We start from the raw sequence: 22,065 nt of genomic DNA on the forward strand, positions 1-22,065 counted from the left end.
CATATCTTATCTTTTTATTAGGTTAAACATTATTTAATTGGTTATGATAATTTTATCACCTTTAATGGTGGTATTTATTTTACTCAGTTGTAAGATTCTTAAAACCTCAGATACGTTTTCACTTCTGTTGATTTTCCCTACAAATAAATCTTCAGATATTTTTCCACGATACTCTACATCAACATTATACCATCTGGAAACTTGTCTCATAATGGTTTGGATATTATCTCTATTAAACTTAAAATATCCGTTTTTCCAGGCTACAGCAGCTTCTTCATCTGCTGTAGATACTTTGAAAACTTTAGCGTTTGCAGCCAGTATAGCTTGCTGACCAGGTTTTAAAATGGTAGAGATATTTTCTTCTTTACCCTCTGTATTGAGTTTATGAATTTTAACACTTCCTTCTAAAAGTGTGGTTTTATCTGCACTTTCATCATCATAAGTATTGATATTGAAATGAGTACCTAATACCTCTATAACTTGATGAGCTGAACTAACTTTGAAAGGCATATTTCTATTTTTAGCAACTTCAAAATAAACCTCACCAGTAATTTCTACTTTACGCTCTGCTCCGGTAAAAACCGTTGGAAATTTGATAGATGAAGATGCGTTTAACCAAACTTTGGTGCCATCGGCTAAGGTTAATTGATATTGCCCGCCACGAGGAGTGCTTATCATATTTAAAGCAGCGTTTTGTGCAGATTGCTTGCTGCGATAAACAATTTGTCCATCTTTTGTTTTTACAATCTCTGCTCCTGCATCTTGCGTGATAAGACCATTCTCTTTATCATTTAAAATGATAGAAGAGCCGTTGGCAAGTGTTAAAACAGCTTTATTACCCCCTGGTGAGATATCTAGCTGGGCAACTTGTTCTTCTGGTTTGCTTGCAAGGTTTGTTGTAGTTTGTTTAGTAAAGAGGTATGAAGCAAAGCCTATAAATAATAAAGCAGCCGCTGCAGCAGCCCATTTCTTTATCCAAATTACTTTGGAAGAGCTTTTACGCTCTTCCGCAGCAATCTGTTCACTCAAACCAACTTTTATAGTGTTTTTTAATTGGGCTTTCGCCTTATCTTCCATCCCGTCTAGCACATTCTCTTCAACCTCAAAAAGGTCATAATAAGCTTCAAGAAAAGCTATTTCTTCTGGTGTAGCTATTCCCTCTCTATATTTACGAAGAATGGTATAAAATTCTTTTTGATCCATCTTTAGTAGACTCAATATTATGAGCCTTTATAAACATGACCGCCGAGGAACGAAAAGTCCCACAGGAAATAAAAAATATTTTAAAAATTTTGTAACAAGAACACCAAATATAAAGGACCTAAAGACTCTCTTAATTGGGCCATACTCTTTCCTAATTGGTTTTGTACAGTTTTTCTGCTGATTTGCAGTTTATCAGCTATTTGTTGTGTAGTTAAATCTTCGTGATAACGCATCCTAAAGATTTCTTGTTGAGACGGAGTTAGAGAATTTATTAAACGTTCATATTTAATTAAAAACTCTTTCCTAAGTATTTCAGCATCAGCTTGGTCTTTAGCAATACCCAGTTGAGCTAAAACTTCAGGAATTGGTGTATATTTTTGTTCCTTTTCTATCCATTTAAAGACATTATTTCTTACAGATGTATGCAAATAAGAAACTAAATTATCTATAGAAAGCTCTTTGCGACGAAGCCATAATTGAAGAAAAATATCTTGGGTAATATCTTTTGCGTAATCTGCATCCTTAAGTCGTTTATAAGCTGCATTATAAATTTGCTCCCAATATTTATCATAAAGCGTATCAAATGCTAGGTTATCATCATCTTCCTGCATTTGCAATAAAAGCAACTTATCTTCCTCTTTATGGCTAATAAACATCTTAAAATGAGATCAGATTTACTCAAATTTATTGAATATTTTTAATAATACAACCCAACTTCATTAAAAGCTTTATTACAAAGGGCAGATTTTAAATTTATTAATTAACCTTTTAAAAACTATTCATCGTTAAGCTTAATCTACTTAACTTGTTCGTTTATCCTCAAAATCGATTTTTTTCTTAGGCTTTAGATAAGTTTAAGATTCTAAAAGCACCTCTGGCTACAATAATAAAAACTATGGCGCCAATAATTAAATCTGGATAAGGAGATTGTGTAAAATAAACCATCAGCGCAGCTAGGATAACACCTATATTAACCACTACATCGTTTGAAGTAAAAATCATACTGGCTTGCATATGTGCTTCTTTACTCCTACTTTTTTGTAAAACATATAAACAAGCTGCATTACCCAATAATGCCAACAAAGAAATTAATATCATGGTATGAACATGAGGTAGGTTTTCTAAACCATAAAAACGTTTAATAACTTCTACAAAGCCCCATATAGCTAATAGTAATTGTAAATAACCACTTGTTTTGGCTATGTTTTTCTTGAAGATGATAGATTTACCAATAGCAAAAAGAGCTAAGCTATAAACTAAACTATCTGCTAACATATCTAAGCTATCGGCCAATAAGCCCATAGAATCTGCTATTAAACCCGCAATAATTTCTATCAGAAATAATGCAAAATTTATCAGAAGTACTATCCAAAGCAGTTTTTTATCTACTTCTTGCGCTAAAGGTAAAACAAGCTCTTCTGCAACTGTAGTTTCTATAAGTGATGTATTAAAATGAAGGCTATCTAGTTGCTGATGAATATCTATGGCATCATCTTCATGATAAACGACCAATTTCCTGTTTGGGATATCAAAATTTAAAGATTTGATAGTAGGAAAACCTTCTAATTTCATTCTGATGATTTGCTCCTCAGAAGGGCAATCCATTTTTTCTATATAGAAGCTTGATTTATTCATCACCAAAAGGGAATTTGTATAAGATTGTCTGAAAAATAAAAAAGTCCTGAACATTGTTCAAGACTTTTAAAATTTAAGCTTCTATGTTTTTTAAACTTTTTTTACATTAACAGCTTGAGGACCTTTTTTGCCATCAGCAATCTCAAATTCTACATCATCATTGTCTGAAATAGCATTTACGCCTCCGATAACATCTTTAAAGTGAACAAAAATGTCTTTTCCATCGCAAATAATGAAGCCAAAACCTTTTTGAGCATTAAACCATTTTACTTTACCCGTTTTCATAATTAATTTAAGTGTTTTAATAATAATCAGACCTAAATTTCTTACTGAAGGGGGTAAAATAATTTAAGAAAGATTGTAATTCTATTTATTTCTTAATCTCTAAAATATAAAATTTATTCTAAAAACAACAGATTTTATAAAAATTACTTGTTGGGCTGTGGTGTTGTTCTTAAGTAAGGTTTAATTTCTTTAAATCCTTTTGGAAACTTAGCCGGAATATCCTCTGTTTTAATAGCTGGCGCAACAACTACATCTTCCCCATCTTTCCAATCTGCTGGAGTAGCAACACTATGGTAAGCGGTTAACTGTAAAGAGTCTATTACCCTTAAAATTTCTTGAAAATTTCTACCTGTTGATGCAGGATAAGAAATAATCAACTTAACGGTTTTATCTGGCGCTATAATAAATAAAGATCTTACTGTAAAAGTTGTGGATGCGTTTGGATGCAACATGCCATAAGCCTCAGAAATGCTTTTATCTTCATCGGCAATGATAGGGAAATTAACTTCCACGCCTTGCGTTTCATTAATATCACTTATCCAACCTTTATGAGATTCTACAGAATCAACACTTAAAGCCATTACTTTTACATTTCTCTTAACAAACTCATCGTTTAAAGCTGCTGTACGACCTAATTCTGTTGTACAAACTGGTGTATAATCTGCCGGATGCGAAAATAAAACACCCCAGCTATCACCTAAATATTCATAAAAATCAATTTCTCCCTCAGAGGTCTTTGCCTTGAAATTTGGAGCTACATCACCTAATCTTAACATAATTTGAAATTTTTAATTCCCTACTAATTTAGTAGACATATTTTTAATAAACAAGAAACCACAATCATGCCATTTATTATATGACATTCAAATTTGATTTCTAAGACCTTAACCTATGCTAAATAATTGCTTTTCTGGCTTAGTAGCTTGTAAACGAGCATCAAAAACGGCACAAACATTACGCAGAAAGCGTTTCCCTGTTTTGGTAACTTTTAAAGATTGTGGCTCTTGAATAATTAAACCATCTTCTACCAGCTCTGGCAATCCTGATAAATTTTCTCTAAAAGCATCGTTTTGTAAATCTTCATCTGTCCAGGTGGTTACACCTTTACACATGATATTTAAAATATGCCTCCTGATTAATAAATCCTCATCATTTAACACATGTCCTTTTACCACAGGTAATTCTCCGGCATTTATCAAATCCAAATACTCTTCTTCGCTTTTTACATTTTGCGCAAAAGCATCCCAAGTATCGCTAATAGAAGAAACACCCAAACCAACCAATAAACGGGTGTATTGGTGTGTATAACCCATAAAATTACGGTGTAACTTTTTACTTTGTGCAGCTACATTTAGGCTATCATAAGCAAAAGCAAAATGATCCATCCCGATATCTAAATAGCCGGCAGCTAAAAGCATTTCTCTACCTTTTTCGTACAATTCTTGTCTTAAATGGGTATCAGGTAAATCGGCCTCGGTAAACTTACGCTGACCAGATTTTACCCAAGGCACATGAGCATAGCTATAAAAGGCTATTCTATCTGGCTTTAAGCCGATAACCTTTTCTACCGTAGCAGTAAGACTATTAACCGTTTGTAATGGTAAGCCATAAATTAAATCGAAATTTATGGAAGTATAACCTATTGCTCTGGCTTGTTTACTTACTATATCTACCTCTTCTACAGATTGTATTCTGTTAATCATGATTTGCACTTGCTCATCAAAATCCTGAATGCCTAGACTTAATCTTTTAAAACCTAAAGCATACAATACTTCAAGGTGAGCTAAAGTGGTATTTGCCGGATGAGCTTCAAAACTAAATTCTGCATCGTCATGAATTAAACAATCTTCTAAAATACCTTTGATTAAAAGCGCTAAGTTTTCAGGAGAGAAAAATGTTGGTGTACCACCGCCCAAGTGTATTTCTTTTAACTGCGGTTGAGCACTAAAAACCGCTTTATATAATTTCCATTCTTTTATAACGGCTTGTAAATAGGGCTCTTCTACCCCATGGTTTTTAGTAATGCGTTTATTACAAGCACAATAAGTACATAAACTTTCGCAATAAGGTAAATGGATATAAACACTTATACCATCTTTATGATTACTAATATCAAAAGATTGCTTCACTTTTTGCAACCATAAAGACTTGTTAAAAGTACTTTCATCCCAAAACGGAACTGTAGGATAACTGGTATACCTTGGTACAGGTACCGTATATTTAGTAATAATATTTTGGGTAAGCATACTATAATTGATGAGGTAGTAATTGTTTTTCTTTGATAGTTTCTTTTTGGCAATTCTTAGCACAAGCACAAGCCTTACCCACACATTTATTTTCTTGCCAAAGGTCTAAGCTTTTAATGGTAAGCTGTGCTATTTCTTGTAAAGCCTCTGTAGTTAAAAAAGCCTGGTGTGGTGTTATCATCACATTTGAAAAAGCTAATAACTGCTGCAATAAACAATCTTTTTCTTTGTCTTGATGATGATTTTCAAAAAATAAACCATGCTCATATTCATAAACATCGGCACCTAAAGCACCAATTTTACCAGATTTTAGGGCTTGTAGAACATCATTAGTATTTAACAACCCTCCTCTTCCGGTATTGATGAGCATTACCCCAGGTTTCATTTTAGCAAGATTCTCTGCGTTAATGATGTGTCTGGTTGCATCATTTAAAGGGACATGTAAAGAAATGATATCTGATTTAGCATAAAGCTCTTCTAAACCAACTTGCTGTATACCTGTATGCTGATATTTTACTTGGTTATAAGCCAAAACTTTACAACCAAAACCATTAAATATTTTTGCTGTGATAAGACCAATCTCGCCTAAACCTATTATACCAACGGTTTTACCGTACAAAGTAAAACCTACTAAACCATCTAACCTAAAATCGAAGTTTTTACTTCTTTGTGTTGATAATAAAATTTTACGATTTAAAGCTAAAACAAGCGTTAACACATGTTCTGCTATGCTATGCGGTGAGTAAGAAGGAATATTGGCTATTTTGATATTGGCTGCCGCAGCGGCTTTTTTATCAATATGATCTGTACCTACAGAGCGTGTGGCAATATATTTAACCCCATAATGAGCCAACTTTTGAATAACAGATGCCGAGACATCATCACTTGTAAAAACTACAACAGCATCTTTACCTTCTGCATAAGATGTAGTTTCATCAGTCAGAGGGTTAGATATTAAAGTAATATCATGCTTTTTTTGATTGGCCTTTGCCAGCAATTCCTTCTCAAAAGACCTCGTACTGTAAACTACAACTTTCATTTGCTTCACTTTATGTAAGCAAAGCTAGCAGCTATAATCCTATTGTAACATGAGTATAGTCAGCAAGAAAAGTGATTAAAATCAATTTTTCATGTTTTTTAATCGGTTCACATCTAAGATGTGTATCTCGCCTCCTTTTTTCTCAATCAGTTTCTCTTCTTTAAAATCACTTAGTGTACGACTAACTGTTTCTGTTGCCATACCAGCCATTGCGGCTAAATCATCTCTAGAAATTTTAAAAATATCTTGGTTTTTATTCACCTCTCTAATACGCATTAAAGTTTCTGCCAAACGCTTTCTTACTGAGTGATAAGCTAATTGAACCAACTGTTCTTCTTTCTGATGGATATGGGCAGAAAGCAGCTGAATAAATTGCATAGCAACCGCTGTATTGTTGTTTAGCAGGGCATTTACTTGGTCTTTATGTAACATACAAATACTGCTATTCTCCATAGCCTCTGCCGTTTCTGTATGCAATTGACTTATCAAAGCATCATGTACACCAAAATATTCATCAGTATGGTAAATTCCTGTTAAAAGTTCTCTACCATCTTCACTTAATTTAACCGTTTTAATTTTACCCTCTAAAACCAAATAAATACCTTGTGCATGGTCTTGGTCGTAATAAATAATCTGACCTTTTTTAACCTGTCTTATTTTCTTTTGCGAGATTAAAGATTTTAAATCTTGCTTATCTTCTACCTGTGAGGCAAAATCTTCTAGATTTTTTAATCCCTTAGTGTAAAACTCTTCTTGTTTTTGCTTTTTATTAAGCCTGCTTTCTATAGCATTTAAAAGCTCCATATCGTCAAAAGGCTTAATCAGGTAATCATCTGCACCCATCTCCATACCTTTGCGCATATCTGCTCTTTCTGCCTTTGCGGTTAAGAAAATAAAAGGAATATTAGCCGTTTCCGGATTTTTATTCAGCAAATACAAAACACCATAACCATCAAGTTCTGGCATCATAATATCGCAAATAATTAAATCTGGAAGGTATTTCTGAGCCTTATCAGCCCCAAGTTTGCCATTAACTGCAGTTTCTACTTCGTAACCAGCCAAACCTAATATTTCAGCCGTTCCTTCTCTAATATCCTCGTTATCTTCTATAATCAGGATTTTCTTTTTCATACTAAAGATTAAAAATCAGGGTAAATTTAGCGCCTTTATTTTCAGAACTCTCAAACTCCACCTCGCCATTCATGAGTTTAATATAACGATTAACAATATTTAATCCTAAGCCAGTACCAGGTATACTCCCTGTATTATTAGCTCTAAAGAAAGGTTCAAATAAATGCTTTTGATCATTCACAGGGATACCAATACCATCATCCTTAATGATAACCATACAGCGTTTTTCATCAAGCTCGGTATTAAACTCTATAAAAGTGTTTTCACCAGAGTATTTAATGGCATTAGCAATCAGGTTGATGATACAATTTTTCAATAATGCAGCATCTAAAGTAACCAAACTACTTTTTCCGGTATGTTGATAAATGATGTTTTGATTTTGCTTGGCTATCAATTGCATTTCTTCGGTAATTTCTTCTGCAAGCTTTACCAAATCAAATGGTGCTGCCTGCGGATTAATTTTACCAGCTTCTAGCCTTTCTAGGGATAAGAAATCATTAAGAATGTTGGTGAGGTTGCCCACACCAACTTTTATTTTACCTACGTGTTTACTAATGTTAGGATTTTGATACTCTTGAGCATATTTTTCTATCAATGATGCCGAGAGCTGTATAGAACTTAAAGGCGTTCTAAACTCATGCGATGCCATAGAAACAAAACGACTTTTCAATTGGTTAAGTTCCTTCTCTTTTTCTAGAGATAAGCTTACTTCTTCTTTAGCATCTTGCAATTGCGAAACAATAGATTGTAAAGCTTCTGTACGCTCTTCAACTAAATGCTCAAGCCTGAATGTATATTTTTTAATTGCTCTTCGGCATCCTTTTCTCTACTTAAATCATGTATAAAGCCGGTATAAACTATCCTGCCTTCATACTGCACCTTACTTACCGCAAGTCTAAATGGAAATTGGCTTTTATCTTTTCTTAAACCTGTAACTTCTCTTCCAATACCAATAATGTGTGCTTCGCCCGTTTGGTTGTAACGATGAATATAACCATCATGCTGAGACCTGTAAGGCTCTGGCATTAACATCGATATATTCTTCCCTACTACTTCACTTACCTGATAACCAAACAGTTCACACGCCGATGGATTTATAGATTCAATTAATCCTTTTATATCTATAGTGATGATACCATCAATGGCATTATTAATAATTGCTTCAAGTAAAGCCTCTTTATCCATTCGGCTAATTTATCTTAAAAGTATTATTAATAAAAATACTAATGAAGATTATTTATATCGCTCATCAAATGCTTTTTCTAAAGCTTCTCTATGGTCTGGATGCGCTATCTCAATTAAAGCTCTTCCTCTTTGTTTCAGGCTTTTTCCGTACAAGTTTACAATTCCATATTCGGTTACTACCCATTGTACGTGTCCTCTGGTAGTTACTACACCTGCACCTTCTTTTAAGAAAGGAACAATTCTGGAAATACCTTTATTAGTGGTTGATGGTAGGGCTATAATAGGCTTACCACCTTGTGATAAAGATGCTCCTCTGATAAAATCCATTTGGCCACCAATACCAGAGAATTGATATGTTCCGATAGAATCTGCACAAACCTGACCTGTTAAATCTAATTCTATAGCACTGTTGATAGCAATTACTTTAGGGTTTTGACGGATTATACTCGTATCATTCACGTAATTAATATTCATTACCCTTACGGATGTATTATCATCAACAAAATCATATAATTTTCTGGTACCCACCATAAAAGAAGTCACGTTTTGCCTCTGTTAAGCTTCTTCATGCTATTATCAATCACACCGCTTTCTATTAAGGGGATGACACCATCAGACAACATTTCTGTATGCAAACCTAAGTTTTTATGGTTCACTAAATTTTTTAAAACTTGATCTGGAATACTTCCAATTCCTAATTGTAAGGTAGAACCATCCTCTATTAAAGACGCCACATTTTTACCAATTTGTACCACCACATCGCTAGCTTTGGCAGAATAATCTACCTCAGGAAGCTCTGCCTTTTGCCAAACCAAAGCATTTATTTTATTGACATGGATAAATCCGTCTCCGTGTGTTCTTGGCATAAAAGGATTAACCTGAGCGATGACATATTTTGCATTTTCTATAGCCGCCCTAGCAATATCTACCGATGTACCTAAAGAACAATAACCATGTTTATCTGGTACTGATACATGAATTATAGCTACATCAATAGGTAAATAGTTTTCGTTAAAAAGAATAGGAATCTCACTTAAAAATACAGGCACATAATCTCCAAATTGGCTATTTGCTACCGATCTAGAATTTGCCGATACAAATAGAGAATTAAAGAAGAAACTCTCTCTATATTTCTCATCATTAAAATTTACATCTCCTAAAGTTGTAATACTTACCAACTCCACATTTTTCAATTCCTCGTATCTATGTTGTAAGGCTTTTATAATATGTACTGGTGTTGCAGCACTTCCATGTAAAAATACCCTATCACCTGATTTTATTGCTTTTACGGCCTCTGCGGCGCTTATATAATTAACATCCATCTCGTTTGTTTTTATGCTCAAAATAGCTGCATTTTAAGACTTTAAAAAATGACAATCGTCATCAAAAAAGGTTTCTCTTATCTCTAAAAATTATCAAAAAATAAAGCTTTAGTGACTTAAATCATATTCTAAAACAATTATTAATCGGTATTTCGTAAAAAAATTAATTTAATGAGTCATACATTTCATATTCCTGTTTTAGGTTTAGCATATTCTGTTGATACGCCGCTAAAAGTGGGCCGTTATGGTATCTCTTCTGTAGCATCTATTGTTGATGATAATTTAATAGAAAGAATGCGAGAATACCACGCAACGCAAAACCAGGAAAATTATACTCCAATTCAAGATAACAAAGCAAACTTTAGAGCGAAAAGAATAACTGCCTATTTAAATTTGATGCAAGACTTGCTTGATAAACAATTTGAAGCTTTAAAAGAACAAGCCTTTGAACCTGGTACAGATTTAACAAGATATTTTGATTTACAACCAGACCACTCTGCCCTTAAAAAAGCTTATTTACAAATGCTTAATATTCAAGATGATGAATTAAAAGCGATTGTCCAAAAGCAATTAAAAGATAAAATGCAAAAAGGAGCCATAGATGTAAATATTATGGCTAAAGTAGATAAACTAAATAGCCCCATCAATGGCGAAGAGCAATTAAGCGATGCGCTAGCTTCTTTACAAGGTTTTGCAGAAAGTAAATTAAATGCTGGCGTAGTTTTATCTGCCGGGATGAACCCTAGATTATACGCCCACCTAGAAAACTTTAAAGATTTTTATCCTGATGAAAATCATAAACTTCAAAAGACTATTATTTTAAAAGTTTCTGATTTTAGATCGGCCTTGATACAAGCTAAATTCTTAGCAAAAAAAGGTTTATGGGTTTCAGAATTTAGGATAGAATCTGGCTTAAATTGTGGCGGACATGCCTTTGCTACTGATGGTTATTTACTGGGTCCTATTCTAGAAGAGTTTAAAGTAAAAAGACAAGAAATGCTTGCCGAACTTTTTGGGATGTACAAAAATGCTTTGACACAAAAAGGTTATACTGGTAATTTAGAAACACCTTTAATGAAGATAAGTGTACAAGGTGGTATAGGTACAGCAGAGGAAGACAACTTTTTATTGCAACATTATCAATTAGATGCAACGGGTTGGGGCAGTCCGTTTTTATTGGTTCCAGAAGCTACCAATGTTGATGAAGAAACGCTTAATAATTTAGCTGAAGCAACCAGAGAAGATTTTTACATCAGCGGCTCATCGCCTTTAGGTGTACCCTTTAATAATTTCAGAAAAACTACAGCAGAAAAACTTCGTTTAGAGCGTATTGCGAAAGGAAAACCAGGCAGTCCCTGTACCAAAAAATATTTAGTTTCTAATACCGAGTTTACCAAAGAACCTATTTGTACGGCATCCAGAAAATATCAAAACTTAAAAATAAAATCGCTTCAAAACAGTGATTTAGGCGAGCAAGAGTTACAAACCAAAATAAACGAAGTAACAGAGAAGATTTGTCTTTGCGAAGGTTTAGTAACATCTGCTTATTTAAAGAATGATATGATAAAACCAAAAGAAAATAAAGCGGTTACCATTTGCCCCGGACCTAACATTGCTTATTTTTCTGGTAAGTTTTCTTTAGATGAGATGGTAAAACACATTTACGGCAAAATCAACTTATTGGCAGGTGCAGAACGTTCTAATATTTTTATTAACGAGCTTAATTTATATATCGAGCATCTTAAAAAAGATATCAGCATGAGTTGGCAAGATTTATCTGATAAAAAAATTAAATACTATACCAAGTTTAGAGAGCAGTTAGAACAGGGCATCAATTACTATAAACAGCTTATTCCAGAGATTCAAAACCAAACGGATGTATATAAAAACAAGATGCTTAAAGAGCTACAAGAAGCAGAGGAAAGACTTAAAATGATGATTTTCTCTACAGAAAATGCATAATATAAAAATCAGTTGTTCGATTAAACAACTGATTTTTTGCTTTTAGCCAATATGGAAGTAATAATCATATCGGCATGTATTCTAGAATTTTCTATAAACCAAAGGTGCGTATCCATACCCCCACAAATAACACCGGCTAAGTAAATACCTTCCCTATTTGTCTCCATGGTATCTGGGTTATGTTGCGGATATTTTTTATCATCCTCGCTCATGGCGACCCCCATTTTATTTAAAAACTCAAAATTTGGTTGGTAGCCTGTTAAAGCCAAAACAAAATCATTTGCTAAACTTAACTCTCCTTCCGGAGTATCAACAATAACCTCTTTTGCTTTTATTTCTTTAATAGCTGATTTGAAATAAGCTTTTATAGCGCCCTCTGCTATCCTATTCTGAATATCGGGTCTAACCCAATATTTAACGCGTTCGCCAATATCTTCCGCCCTGATTATCATGGTAACATCTGCTCCTTTTCTGTAACATTCTAAAGCAGCATCTACCGATGAATTGCTAGCACCTACAACAATTACCTTTTGTAAGGCAAAATAATGCGGGTCTTTATAATAATGATAGACTTTGGGTAAATCCTCACCAGGCACATTTAGCAAAGCAGGTAAATCATAAAAACCGGTAGATAAGATAATATTCTTGCCTTTGTATGTATTTTTTGAGGTGATGATTTCATAATCATCCTTTTTATCTAAAGTTTGCACCTTCTCAAAAAGCTTGATGTTGAGTTTAAATTTTAAGGCTACCCTACGGTAATATTCTAGCGCTTCAGAACGAGTTGGTTTTGGATTATTAGAAACAAAAGGGACATCTCCAATCTCTAACTTTTCTGATGTAGAAAAGAAGGTCATGTTTTGCGGATAATTATAAATAGAGTTTACTAAACATCCTTTTTCTATGATAACATAGCTAAGCCCTGCTTGCTTTGCTTTAATACCACAAGCTAAACCAATGGGGCCTCCACCAATAATGATGATGTCATAAACTTCTTCCATAAATTGCTTTGTTTCTTGTACGAATATCGGTAAAACAAAAAAGCTTCCAAACTATGGAAGCTTTTAAAATTTTATTTCAATTTGATATTATTTACCTGCTGCTTTAGCGTGGTCTGCTAAAAACTGAGCTAAACCGTTATCTGTTAATGGGTGTTTTAATAAGCCCATGATAGAAGATAAAGGTCCTGTCATTACATCAGCGCCAATTTTAGCACACTCTACAATATGTACAGAGTTTCTGATAGATGCAGCTAAAATTTCTGTTTCGTATCCGTAATTATCAAAAATTAAACGGATATCCTCAATTAAACCGAAGCTATCTGCACCAATATCATCTAAACGACCTAAGAAAGGAGATACATAACTTGCACCTGCTTTAGCAGCTAAAAGTGCTTGTCCGGCAGAGAAAATTAAAGTACAATTGGTTCTAATTCCTTTGCTGCTGAAGTATTTTAAAGCTTTAATACCATCTTTAATCATAGGGATTTTTACTACAATTTTAGGGTTTAAAGCAGCTAAAGCTTCACCTTCTTTTACCATACCTTCAAAATCTGTAGAAATTACTTCCGCACTTACGTTATCGTCTACTAAATCGCAAATAGCTCTGTAGTGGTTTAAAACGTTTTCTTCTCCGGTAATACCTTCTTTAGCCATTAAACTTGGGTTGGTAGTTACGCCATCTAATACACCTAAATCTTGTGCTTCTTTAATTTGTGCAAGGTTTGCGGTATCTATGAAAAATTTCATGTTGTTTAAAATTGAAAAATGTGAATATGTATATGGTTAATTTTTTGATTAAATATTATTGATGTATCAATATTGATGCAAATCTATTAAAATAATCCTTTTTTAATCATTTAAATCGATTGTTTTAACAGAAAATAACAGAAAAATTAGAAATGGGTAGAAATAAAGAAAGAAAAAAAGTGGGCTAGCACCTTCTATCGCACCGCTACAACCTCTTACCCTTGCTGCGTTCCCACCCTGGGGGAGTTCAGAAGGAGCTGGTCGTAGAAGACTAACCCGGCACAAAGGTATAATTTTTATGCGTTTTAAAGCAAATTTTCTTGTTTTATAAACAAGTGACTGATTATCAAAAAGAAAATTATTTTTTCTTCCTCTTTTTAAGTGGTTCTTGGGCTGCTTCTTTCAATAAACTCTTCCAATCATGAGGGTTATCTTCAGAAATAGCCAAAGTTTCTTCATATTCTGTATGGCGTATTTCCATTGTTTTAATAGGATTGGTTAAGTAAGTTTCTATTTCGGCAAGTATCGTTTTTTCTTCTTCACTACAAAATGAAATAGCTTTACCCCTGCTTACCCCTCTACCTGTACGCCCAATTCTATGAACATAATTTTCTGCTACATCAGGCAAATCGTAATTAATAACATAGTCTACACCTTTAACATCAATCCCTCTAGAACTTACATCAGTAGCTATTAACACCTTTATTTTTCCTATTCTAAAATCATCTAAAACATCAAATCTATCTTGTTGCTCTTTGTCGCCATGTATGGTTGCCGTTGCAATAGCCACCCTTTCCATAGCTTTTGCCACACGCTCTGCCCTAACTTTGGTTCTTACAAAAACCATCATTTTCGTTTCCGGATGTTCCTTTATTAACCTTTCTAAAAAGAACCTTTTATCATCCATTTCAACATAAATAACCGCATGGTCTACATTTTTAGAAACAGGGTCTTTAGGCGATAATTGAATCCTTACCGGCTTACTTACCAAAGCATAAGCTAAATCTTTAATGGTTTCATTAATGGTAGCAGAAAAAAACATGGTTTGTCTTCTTCTAGGTAAAAAGGTAATGAGTTTTTGTATATCGGCATAAAAACCTTTCGCCAGCATATGATCAGCCTCGTCTAAAACCAAATAGTCTATTTTTTTCAGGTTAAGGATACTTTTATGTACCAAATCCATAATACGGCCAGGCGTAGCAATTAAAATATCAACGCCAGCTTTTATTTCTTGAAGTTGAGGGTCTATATCTACACCACCAATTATAGCGGCAGTTTTAATGCTTGTATATTTAGCTAATTCAATAAACACATCTTGTATTTGTAAAGCTAGTTCTCTGGTTGGCACCATCACTACAGCCTTTACATGTTGTTCTTGCTGGTAGCGTTTCTTCTCTTGCAACATGCTAATTAAGGGTATGGCAAAAGCGGCAGTTTTTCCTGTTCCGGTTTGTGCTATAGCTAAAATATCTTGTCCAGATAAGATTTGAGGTATAGATTTGAATTGTATATCCGTAGGTTTTTTGAAACCTAATTCTTCTAAGCTTCTTTTTAACTCTGGTGAAATATGGTATTTATTGAATTTCATGCTGTCCAAAGGTAGCAATCTTTAAACTAATTGATTATTTTTAGCTACGTGAAAAATATAATCCTACTAATCTTTATTGTTTGCATTAAAAGTACTTATGCCCAAAAAGTAGGATTAGTTTTTAGTGGTGGTGGCGCTAAGGGTCTAGCTCATATTGGTGTTTTAAAAGCTTTAGAAGAAAATAATATCCCGATAGATTATATTACCGGGACATCTATGGGTGCTGTAGTTGGCGCTATGTACGCTGCCGGATATTCGCCAGAAGAAATAGAATATATAGCTTTAAGCGATGAATTTCAGAATTGGGTAAGTGGTAAATACAGTAGCAATTACAGCTTTTTTTATCAGAAAAAACCAGAAAATCCCTCTTTTTTTACTGCTAAAATTCAAATTGATTCTGGTTTTAATTTAAAACTACGCTCTAACCTTATCAATGATATTCCTTTAAACTTTGCTTTGATAGAACTGCTATCTCAGGCATCTGCCAATGCGAAAGATAACTTTGATAACTTATTTATCCCTTACCGTTGCATGGTTTCTGATGTGCTTTCGCAAGAAATGATTGCACTTAAAAAAGGAAATCTCGCGGAAGCTGTAAGAGGTAGTATGACAGTTCCTTTGGTTTATCGTCCAATAAAAATAGATGGTAAATATGTTTTTGATGGCGGTTTGTACAATAATTTCCCGGTTGATGTAATGAAGAAAGATTTTAACCCCGATGTGATTATTGGTGCTAATGTATCTTCAAAAAACTTTACAGATTACCCCAAAGACAATGATGATAAATTGATGAACCGTTTATTGGTTTACCTCTTTTTAAGTAAAACAGATTCTAGTGCAATTGGTAAAAACGGCATTTATATAGAGCCAGAAATGGCCAATTTTAGCGCAACTAATTTTAAACCTGTTAAAGCCATTATACAAGCTGGGTATTTACAAACACTAGCTAATATGGAAGAAATTAAGGCTAAAATTACTCAAAGAACATCATCAGAAGAACTTATTGCCAAACGTAAAGCTTTTACCAATAAAAACCCCTACTTAACTTTCAACCAAGTAAATGTTTATGGGGTAAATTCTAAAAAGCGCTCTTACATTAAAAACACCTTTAATTATGATAATAAGCAGCTATCGCTTTTAGAAATTAAAGAAGGTTATTATAAGCTTTTAGGCGATGATAATTTTGAAACCGTTTACCCAAGCTTAAAATTTAAACCAGAAACAAACAATTACGAATTTGATGTTCAGGTACAATCTGAAACCAATTTTAAGGTTGATTTAGGTGGTAATATTTCTAACAGACCCATCAGTAATATTTATTTGGGTTTGCAATACAACTACTTAAATAAACGGGCTTATACTTTTAATAGTAATTTTTATTCAGGCCGATTTTACCAATCGGCACAAAGCGCCATAAGGGTTGATTTTCCTTTTAAAACTCCAGTCTTTTTAGAAACCGAGTTTGTGTATAACAATTGGGATTATTTTAGCTCGGGCGAGTTATTTGCCATTAACAACCGCCCACCAGCTTTCATCAAACAATCTGATAAAAGAGCGGGCTTGAAATTTGGCATCCCCATAAGGAATAATACGATGTTAACTTTACAGGGAGCTTATTTTCATAACCGAGATAATTACAGCCCTACGGATAATTTTAACGTTGGTGATGTCTTAGATCAATCAACTTTTGATGGCTTTTTATCTTCTATCAGATACACCAAAAACAAACTTAATTATAAGCAATACGCTAATACAGGCTCATATTTAAGCTATGGTTTATCTTATTATGCCGGTACAGAAAACTATAACCCCGGCAATATTTTACGAAACACCCCCGAATTTAGCCTCATCACTTCATCTGCCAATAACAGACAATGGTTTAAATTTGATGTTAAAGCAGAGAAGTTTTACCGCATATCGCCACATTACCATTTAGCTTATGTTACTGATAATGTTTACTCTAACCGACCAACCTTTACCACTTTCAAAAGTAATTTATTAAGCACAGCTGCATTTTATCCTCTACAAGACTCTCGTTCTATATTTCTAGATAATTTAAGAGCCGATAAATATTTGAGTTTAGGAATGAAGCATATCTTTTTATTAAAAAGAAACTTAGATTTGCGCTTTGAAGGATATGTTTTTCAACCTTTTAACGAGGTTAATTTGAAAGGCTTACAACAAACAAAATTTGGGACTCTTTTTTCAGACAGACACCTCATAGGTGCAAGTTCTGTGGTGTATCATAGTCCGGTTGGGCCAATTGCATTAAATTTAAACTATTATCAAAATCAACCTCGTCCGTTTGGGATTTTATTCCATATTGGATATTTACTTTACAACAAAAGAGCTATAGAATGATAAAAAAAAATACCCTATTTCTTTTCTTATTATTTGGTATAACAAGGGCTTTTTCACAAACGCCAGAGAACTTCACCATCAAAAACTTCATCATTAAAGAAAGCTTTTTAAAAGCTGATAAAATAGCTGTTATAGTTACAGATTCCCTTAAAAACCCAAGAACATCTATCAACGGAACTTATAAATTTGACATTAACGGTTTTAGTAAAGATTTGATTTTTCAGGATGGTGTAGCTAATTGCGATATGCCTATAGAAAAATCTACTTTCATGTACATTAAACATGAAAACGATGAAACTGATGTTTCTAATTTGTATTACATCTATAAATCAAGCGAAAGCTTAACCCCTATGAGTATAAGTTGGTATTTTTTATTAGCCATACCTATTGGTTTAATCTTGCTAGGCTATATGTTTAGAAAATTAATAGGCTTAATGGTTTTTATCTTGATGGCTTATATCTACTTTAATTACAGTAAAGGTTTATCTATCGGTACTTTTGTAGAAAGTATTTTTGATGGCTTAAAAAACCTGTTTTAGGTGTTAGAAAGGCATCCCTATACCAAACTGAATTTGTGTAGTTGAAAACCTATCGGGATTGTTGGTGATGGCGTATCTGGCCTTTAAATCTTTCTTAGCTTCTCTATCAAAATAATATTGAGTTATCCATTGGTCTGAGCCTCTAAACTGTGGGTCTTTAACTTTAAAACCAGCATCTAACCTAAACACAAAGAAAGAAACATCAAAACGCAAACCTACACCTGTTCCTATTGCCATTTGCTGCCATAATTTATCGAGTTTTATTTGTGCGCCCTCAAAGCCATTATCTCTCAGTTGCCAAATATTTCCAAAATCAACAAATGTGGCACCTTTTACTTTTGTACCAAAGAAATTATCTAGAATTTTAAAACGATACTCTAAATTTCCTTCAAACTTTAAATCTCCTAATTGGTCAATATTTCTTAAATTTAAACGTGTAGAATCACTCTCTAAAGAGCTTCTGTTATAATTACCCGGACCTAAAGTACGAGCCTGCCAACCTCTAATGCCGCTAGAACCACCTGCAAAAAACTGCTTATCGAAAGGTAAAGCCTTTACATTACCATAAGAATAGCCAATACCAGGGTTTAACCTCACTACAAACTGTTTGTCTTGACCAAGATATCGGTAAAATCTAATATCGGTTTCTAGTTTAGCAAATTGGTAATATGGCACACCTAATAAGGTTTTTTGTCCTCTACTATTGTCTTTACCTATAAGCTGTGCCGCCAAAGCAGCGGTATTACCACCAACTTCAACTATTCCGTTAAAAAAGGTAAAATTACTAAGGGTTGATAGTTTGGCTAGATTTAATGTATAGTTATAAATAGAACTTGATACCAATTGCGAGCGTAAAGTATTTAAGAAAAACGCATACCCTCTATTAATTAAATCTTGTTCAACAACAGGGTCTATCATACCCAAAGCATATTGAACATTTATGGGGGTTAAAGAGTGTAACTTGTATTTAGTTTCTAACCAATCGTGGGTAAAATTGGCACCCACTGCCCTTCTTAAGTACCTATCTTTTAACTCGTATATCTGAAAACTTGCTCCTAATCTTGTTCTTGGTATACCACTATAACCAATAAAAGGCAGGTTAAAAGGCGTTACCAATCTAGGGAAAGTTAAACTTGCTCCTACTTGGTAATCTCTACTTAAAAGTCTGTCGTTTAAACCGCCTGTAAGATTTTTATCAAACTGTAAACCGCCCCTTAATTTAATCTCTAAAATTTCTGCTCCACCAAAAATATTTCTGTTTTGATAAGTTAAGCCCAAGTTGGCTCCGGTAATGCTAGAGTTAAAGGTATAATCTCCATCTATTCGGTTTGATTTCTTTTTTAATGGAATGATATCAATTAAGCCTATTAATTCGGTAGAATTTGGTCTTTTTCTAAAATCAATAGATACGCTTTTAAACACATTAAGCTCAAATAAGCGTTGGTTGGTCAATTCTACATTTTCTATAGAATATTGCTCTCCTTTATTTAAGAAAATATAAGGAGCTACTTTTTTAGCCTTAAAAAATCTTGAATAATCATAAAAACGATATTGAGAGTCTATTACAGCGGTATCTCTTTCTGCACCTTGTTTTATAATACCCGTACTAGGCTGTATCCTGATATAAGTATTGGCTATAGAATATTGCTGATGCGGTATAGAATCTGGATTTAAAATCTCTATAGTAACGTTACCCTGACTATTATTTAGGTTAGTATCTATTTCTGCTCTTACATACTGCCTGATAAAATCATAATAACCATTTTTTTTCATCAGGGTATAAATCTGATCTCTCTCATAAGCGATACTATCTTCATCTAACCTTTCGCCAGGTGTTATACGGGTAAATTTACCTCTGGTAGATAAATAAAGGTCTTTAATTTCTTGATCTTTAATATCGAAGCTTACATCTTTGAATTTAAAAGACGGACCTTGAGTTGCTGTGAAACTAATGCTAGCTCTTTTTTTCTTTACCTCGATAGCGCTCTCAACTTTAGCATTTAAAAAGCCTTTGGTGTTTAAGAATTTCTGAATTTGCCCTCTTGATACTTCTACCAAAGAACTATCTAAAATATGCGGTGCCTCGCCCAAATTTTTCTTCCCTTTTTTATTAAAAGTATTGTAAACCCATAAATTAAAGGGAGAGTTAGGTCTAATATCTAAAGAAACATAAGATTCTGCCTGTTCTTCAAATACCTTATCTACCCCATTGATGCTAAGCTTTGTAATTAAGGCTTCATTTTCTTTTAATCTTTTAGTAGACCTACAAGCACCTAAAATTAAAGTGAAAAGAAGTAATATTGTAACAGGATAAATAATATATGCTTTCAAAATCTCAAATAAGTTTTATCAAATCCTTACACCAAAAAAATACCGTAAAGAAAGCGGCCTTTTTTTGGTTGAAGGTATGAAATCTATAACTGAATTTTTAAACTCTCAGTATAGTGTCCAAAGTATTTATTGTTTGGCTGCTCATATTCCAAAATTGCCTAAATTATCTCAAAAACAAAAAGTTTTTGAGGTGAGTGAACAAGATTTAATTAAAATAAGCACTTTAAAAACACCTCAAGAGGCTTTAGCAATTTTAGAAATCCCTAAAGAAGATGATTTTACTAGGCTAAAAGCTAAAGAAGAACTTGTTTTTGTACTAGATGGCGTACAAGACCCAGGAAATTTAGGTACAATTATTAGAACTTTAGATTGGTTTGGTTTTGGTAAAATCATTTGTTCACCAGATACTGTAGAAGTTTATAACCCCAAAGTAGTACAAGCTACTATGGGTTCTTTAGCAAGGGTGAAAGTAGCTTACGCAGATTTAAAAGAACTTTTAAGCGAAGAAAAATTACCAATTTATGGAACTTTATTAGATGGCAAAAATATTTTTGAAGTGAAATGGCCCTCTTCTGGATATGTTGTTTTAGGAAGCGAGGGAAATGGTATCTCTAAGGAAATCAAAGCTTTAGTAACAGAAGCTGTTACCATACCAGGAGCCGGACATACAGAATCTTTAAATGTTGCCATTTCTGCGGCTATTTGCTGTACAGAAATAAAGAGAATTAATTACATTAAAAATTGACTTGTATTAAAATTTTACTATTTTTGCAGTCCTTAAAAGAAAAGGTCGAGTGGCCGAGTGGCTAGGCAGAGGTCTGCAAAACCTTGTACAGCGGTTCGAATCCGCTCTCGACCTCGTTTAAAGTTTTATATATATAAAAAAGTCATGGCAGTAACGCGTTTAAAAAGAAAAGACAGAAGAAATAAGACCGTTTCACGTCTTGAAGTTCAGTTTCTTAAGAATGCTTCTAACATTGAAGTAGGAAGTCGTTCTAAAGAAGGAAGAAGTCAAGTTGTAAAAAATAATGAAGTATTAGCTTCATTAAACGCATCTAAATAATTCGATAGAATTAATCTTCTAAGATTTAACCTATATATCGGCCGGTATATAGGTTTTTTTATGGATTTTTTTTAAGGGATGATTGATTGAGAAAAATCAATCGTTATCATTTAATAATTGAGAAACTTGCTCTTTCAATAATATTAAGTCTTTAGTAATTATTCCCCAAATAATCATGTTATCAACATTATCATAAGCATGTATTACCCAGTTTCTAAGGCTAATAATTCTTTTTGCGTTAGAGATATTAATAGAATTATCAATTTTAAGAATTCTGTTTGTTGCTTCTCCAATAATCTCTAATTCTCTTTCAATCGCTCTACGAAGTAATTTATTTGATTCATATTTATTGAAATGGATCAAGCGTAAAAGTTGGGGAGGAGACATTAAGCGTATATTTTAGGGATCAAGCGTAAAAGTTGGGGAG

Annotated in this window: 20 protein-coding genes, 1 tRNA gene, 1 other RNA gene and 1 pseudogene; 6 read left to right on the top strand and 17 right to left on the bottom strand. The window is 33.5% G+C overall.

Features of this window, described 5'->3' with window-relative positions:
- Positions 1–33: 33 nt before the first annotated feature.
- The 11 genes and pseudogenes from FYC62_RS06025 to FYC62_RS17465 form a co-directional block, all read right to left on the bottom strand.
- A complete protein-coding gene (locus FYC62_RS06025; protein WP_149074305.1) occupies positions 34–1,203 on the bottom strand; it encodes a FecR family protein in 1,170 nt (389 codons plus the stop codon).
- Between the two features lie 80 nt (positions 1,204–1,283).
- On the bottom strand, positions 1,284–1,859 hold the full coding sequence (locus tag FYC62_RS06030; protein WP_039451342.1) for an RNA polymerase sigma factor: 576 nt from the start codon (positions 1,857–1,859) through the stop codon (positions 1,284–1,286).
- 181 nt (positions 1,860–2,040) lie between these two features.
- Positions 2,041–2,838 carry a cation transporter gene (locus tag FYC62_RS06035; RefSeq protein WP_149075860.1) on the bottom strand — a complete coding sequence of 266 codons (798 nt, stop codon included), beginning with the start codon at positions 2,836–2,838 and terminating at the stop codon, positions 2,041–2,043.
- A gap of 90 nt (positions 2,839–2,928) precedes the next feature.
- Positions 2,929–3,123, bottom strand: coding sequence for a cold-shock protein (locus FYC62_RS06040; protein WP_039451338.1), 195 nt, complete (start codon positions 3,121–3,123; stop codon positions 2,929–2,931).
- 143 nt (positions 3,124–3,266) lie between these two features.
- Entirely contained in the window at positions 3,267–3,902 is a 636-nt protein-coding gene (locus tag FYC62_RS06045; protein ID WP_039451337.1) for a peroxiredoxin, read from the bottom strand.
- Between the two features lie 105 nt (positions 3,903–4,007).
- Positions 4,008–5,369 (bottom strand): oxygen-independent coproporphyrinogen III oxidase, encoded by a 1,362-nt coding sequence (hemN, locus tag FYC62_RS06050; protein WP_149074306.1) that lies wholly within the window; start codon positions 5,367–5,369, stop codon positions 4,008–4,010.
- Between the two features lies 1 nt (position 5,370).
- Positions 5,371–6,408: a 2-hydroxyacid dehydrogenase gene (locus tag FYC62_RS06055; protein WP_149074307.1), complete on the bottom strand. Its 1,038-nt coding sequence runs from the start codon at positions 6,406–6,408 to the stop codon at positions 5,371–5,373.
- An 81-nt stretch (positions 6,409–6,489) separates the two neighbouring features.
- Positions 6,490–7,539, bottom strand: a complete 1,050-nt coding sequence (locus tag FYC62_RS06060; RefSeq protein WP_039451330.1) for a response regulator — start codon at positions 7,537–7,539, stop codon at positions 6,490–6,492.
- A gap of 1 nt (position 7,540) precedes the next feature.
- Positions 7,541–8,724, bottom strand: a pseudogene (locus FYC62_RS06065) (PAS domain-containing sensor histidine kinase).
- A 48-nt stretch (positions 8,725–8,772) separates the two neighbouring features.
- The gene (locus FYC62_RS17460) at positions 8,773–9,267 is read right to left on the bottom strand and encodes an acetyl-CoA hydrolase/transferase family protein (protein WP_240534825.1); all 495 of its coding nucleotides are present in this window, start codon (positions 9,265–9,267) and stop codon (positions 8,773–8,775) included.
- Positions 9,264–10,046, bottom strand: coding sequence for an acetyl-CoA hydrolase/transferase family protein (locus FYC62_RS17465; RefSeq protein ID WP_240534826.1), 783 nt, complete (start codon positions 10,044–10,046; stop codon positions 9,264–9,266). The genes FYC62_RS17460 and FYC62_RS17465 overlap by 4 nt, the downstream gene beginning before the upstream one ends.
- A 171-nt stretch (positions 10,047–10,217) precedes the next feature.
- On the opposite strand from FYC62_RS17465, the gene FYC62_RS06075 reads away from it, so the two are divergent.
- Positions 10,218–12,008, top strand: a complete 1,791-nt coding sequence (locus FYC62_RS06075; protein ID WP_149074308.1) for a hypothetical protein — start codon at positions 10,218–10,220, stop codon at positions 12,006–12,008.
- 20 nt (positions 12,009–12,028) lie between these two features.
- Here FYC62_RS06075 and FYC62_RS06080 read toward each other — a convergent pair whose 3' ends face one another.
- From FYC62_RS06080 to FYC62_RS06095, 4 genes are all read right to left on the bottom strand, one after another.
- A complete protein-coding gene (locus FYC62_RS06080; protein ID WP_149074309.1) occupies positions 12,029–13,009 on the bottom strand; it encodes a YpdA family putative bacillithiol disulfide reductase in 981 nt (326 codons plus the stop codon).
- Between the two features lie 87 nt (positions 13,010–13,096).
- Positions 13,097–13,756, bottom strand: coding sequence for a fructose-6-phosphate aldolase (gene fsa / locus FYC62_RS06085; protein ID WP_026903537.1), 660 nt, complete (start codon positions 13,754–13,756; stop codon positions 13,097–13,099).
- A gap of 179 nt (positions 13,757–13,935) precedes the next feature.
- Positions 13,936–14,034, bottom strand: an RNA gene (gene ffs, locus FYC62_RS06090) — signal recognition particle sRNA small type.
- 80 nt (positions 14,035–14,114) lie between these two features.
- The gene (locus tag FYC62_RS06095; RefSeq protein ID WP_039451322.1) at positions 14,115–15,344 is read right to left on the bottom strand and encodes a DEAD/DEAH box helicase; all 1,230 of its coding nucleotides are present in this window, start codon (positions 15,342–15,344) and stop codon (positions 14,115–14,117) included.
- Positions 15,345–15,392: 48 nt separating this feature from the next.
- Between FYC62_RS06095 and FYC62_RS06100 the strand changes: the two genes are divergently transcribed.
- Both FYC62_RS06100 and FYC62_RS06105 read left to right on the top strand, forming a co-directional pair.
- Positions 15,393–17,705, top strand: coding sequence for a patatin-like phospholipase family protein (locus tag FYC62_RS06100; RefSeq protein WP_149074310.1), 2,313 nt, complete (start codon positions 15,393–15,395; stop codon positions 17,703–17,705).
- On the top strand, positions 17,702–18,244 hold the full coding sequence (locus tag FYC62_RS06105; protein ID WP_240534827.1) for a hypothetical protein: 543 nt from the start codon (positions 17,702–17,704) through the stop codon (positions 18,242–18,244). The genes FYC62_RS06100 and FYC62_RS06105 overlap by 4 nt, the downstream gene beginning before the upstream one ends.
- A gap of 3 nt (positions 18,245–18,247) precedes the next feature.
- Here the strand turns inward: FYC62_RS06105 and tamL are convergent, their stop codons facing one another.
- Positions 18,248–20,575: a translocation and assembly module lipoprotein TamL gene (gene tamL / locus FYC62_RS06110; RefSeq protein ID WP_240534828.1), complete on the bottom strand. Its 2,328-nt coding sequence runs from the start codon at positions 20,573–20,575 to the stop codon at positions 18,248–18,250.
- Between the two features lie 76 nt (positions 20,576–20,651).
- Between tamL and FYC62_RS06115 the strand changes: the two genes are divergently transcribed.
- The 3 genes from FYC62_RS06115 to FYC62_RS06125 all read left to right on the top strand — a co-directional run bounded on the left by FYC62_RS06115 (position 20,652) and on the right by FYC62_RS06125 (position 21,638).
- Positions 20,652–21,320: an RNA methyltransferase gene (locus FYC62_RS06115; RefSeq protein ID WP_317131528.1), complete on the top strand. Its 669-nt coding sequence runs from the start codon at positions 20,652–20,654 to the stop codon at positions 21,318–21,320.
- Between the two features lie 43 nt (positions 21,321–21,363).
- Positions 21,364–21,434: transfer RNA gene (locus tag FYC62_RS06120), tRNA-Cys, on the top strand.
- Between the two features lie 30 nt (positions 21,435–21,464).
- Positions 21,465–21,638 (top strand): hypothetical protein, encoded by a 174-nt coding sequence (locus FYC62_RS06125; RefSeq protein WP_026903530.1) that lies wholly within the window; start codon positions 21,465–21,467, stop codon positions 21,636–21,638.
- Positions 21,639–21,734: 96 nt separating this feature from the next.
- On the opposite strand, the gene FYC62_RS06130 is transcribed toward FYC62_RS06125, so the two are convergent.
- Positions 21,735–22,025, bottom strand: coding sequence for a HepT-like ribonuclease domain-containing protein (locus FYC62_RS06130; RefSeq protein WP_149074311.1), 291 nt, complete (start codon positions 22,023–22,025; stop codon positions 21,735–21,737).
- Positions 22,026–22,065 lie beyond the last annotated feature (40 nt).

The organism is Pedobacter aquae, from assembly GCF_008195825.1.
Lineage (GTDB): Bacteria > Bacteroidota > Bacteroidia > Sphingobacteriales > Sphingobacteriaceae > Pseudopedobacter > Pseudopedobacter aquae.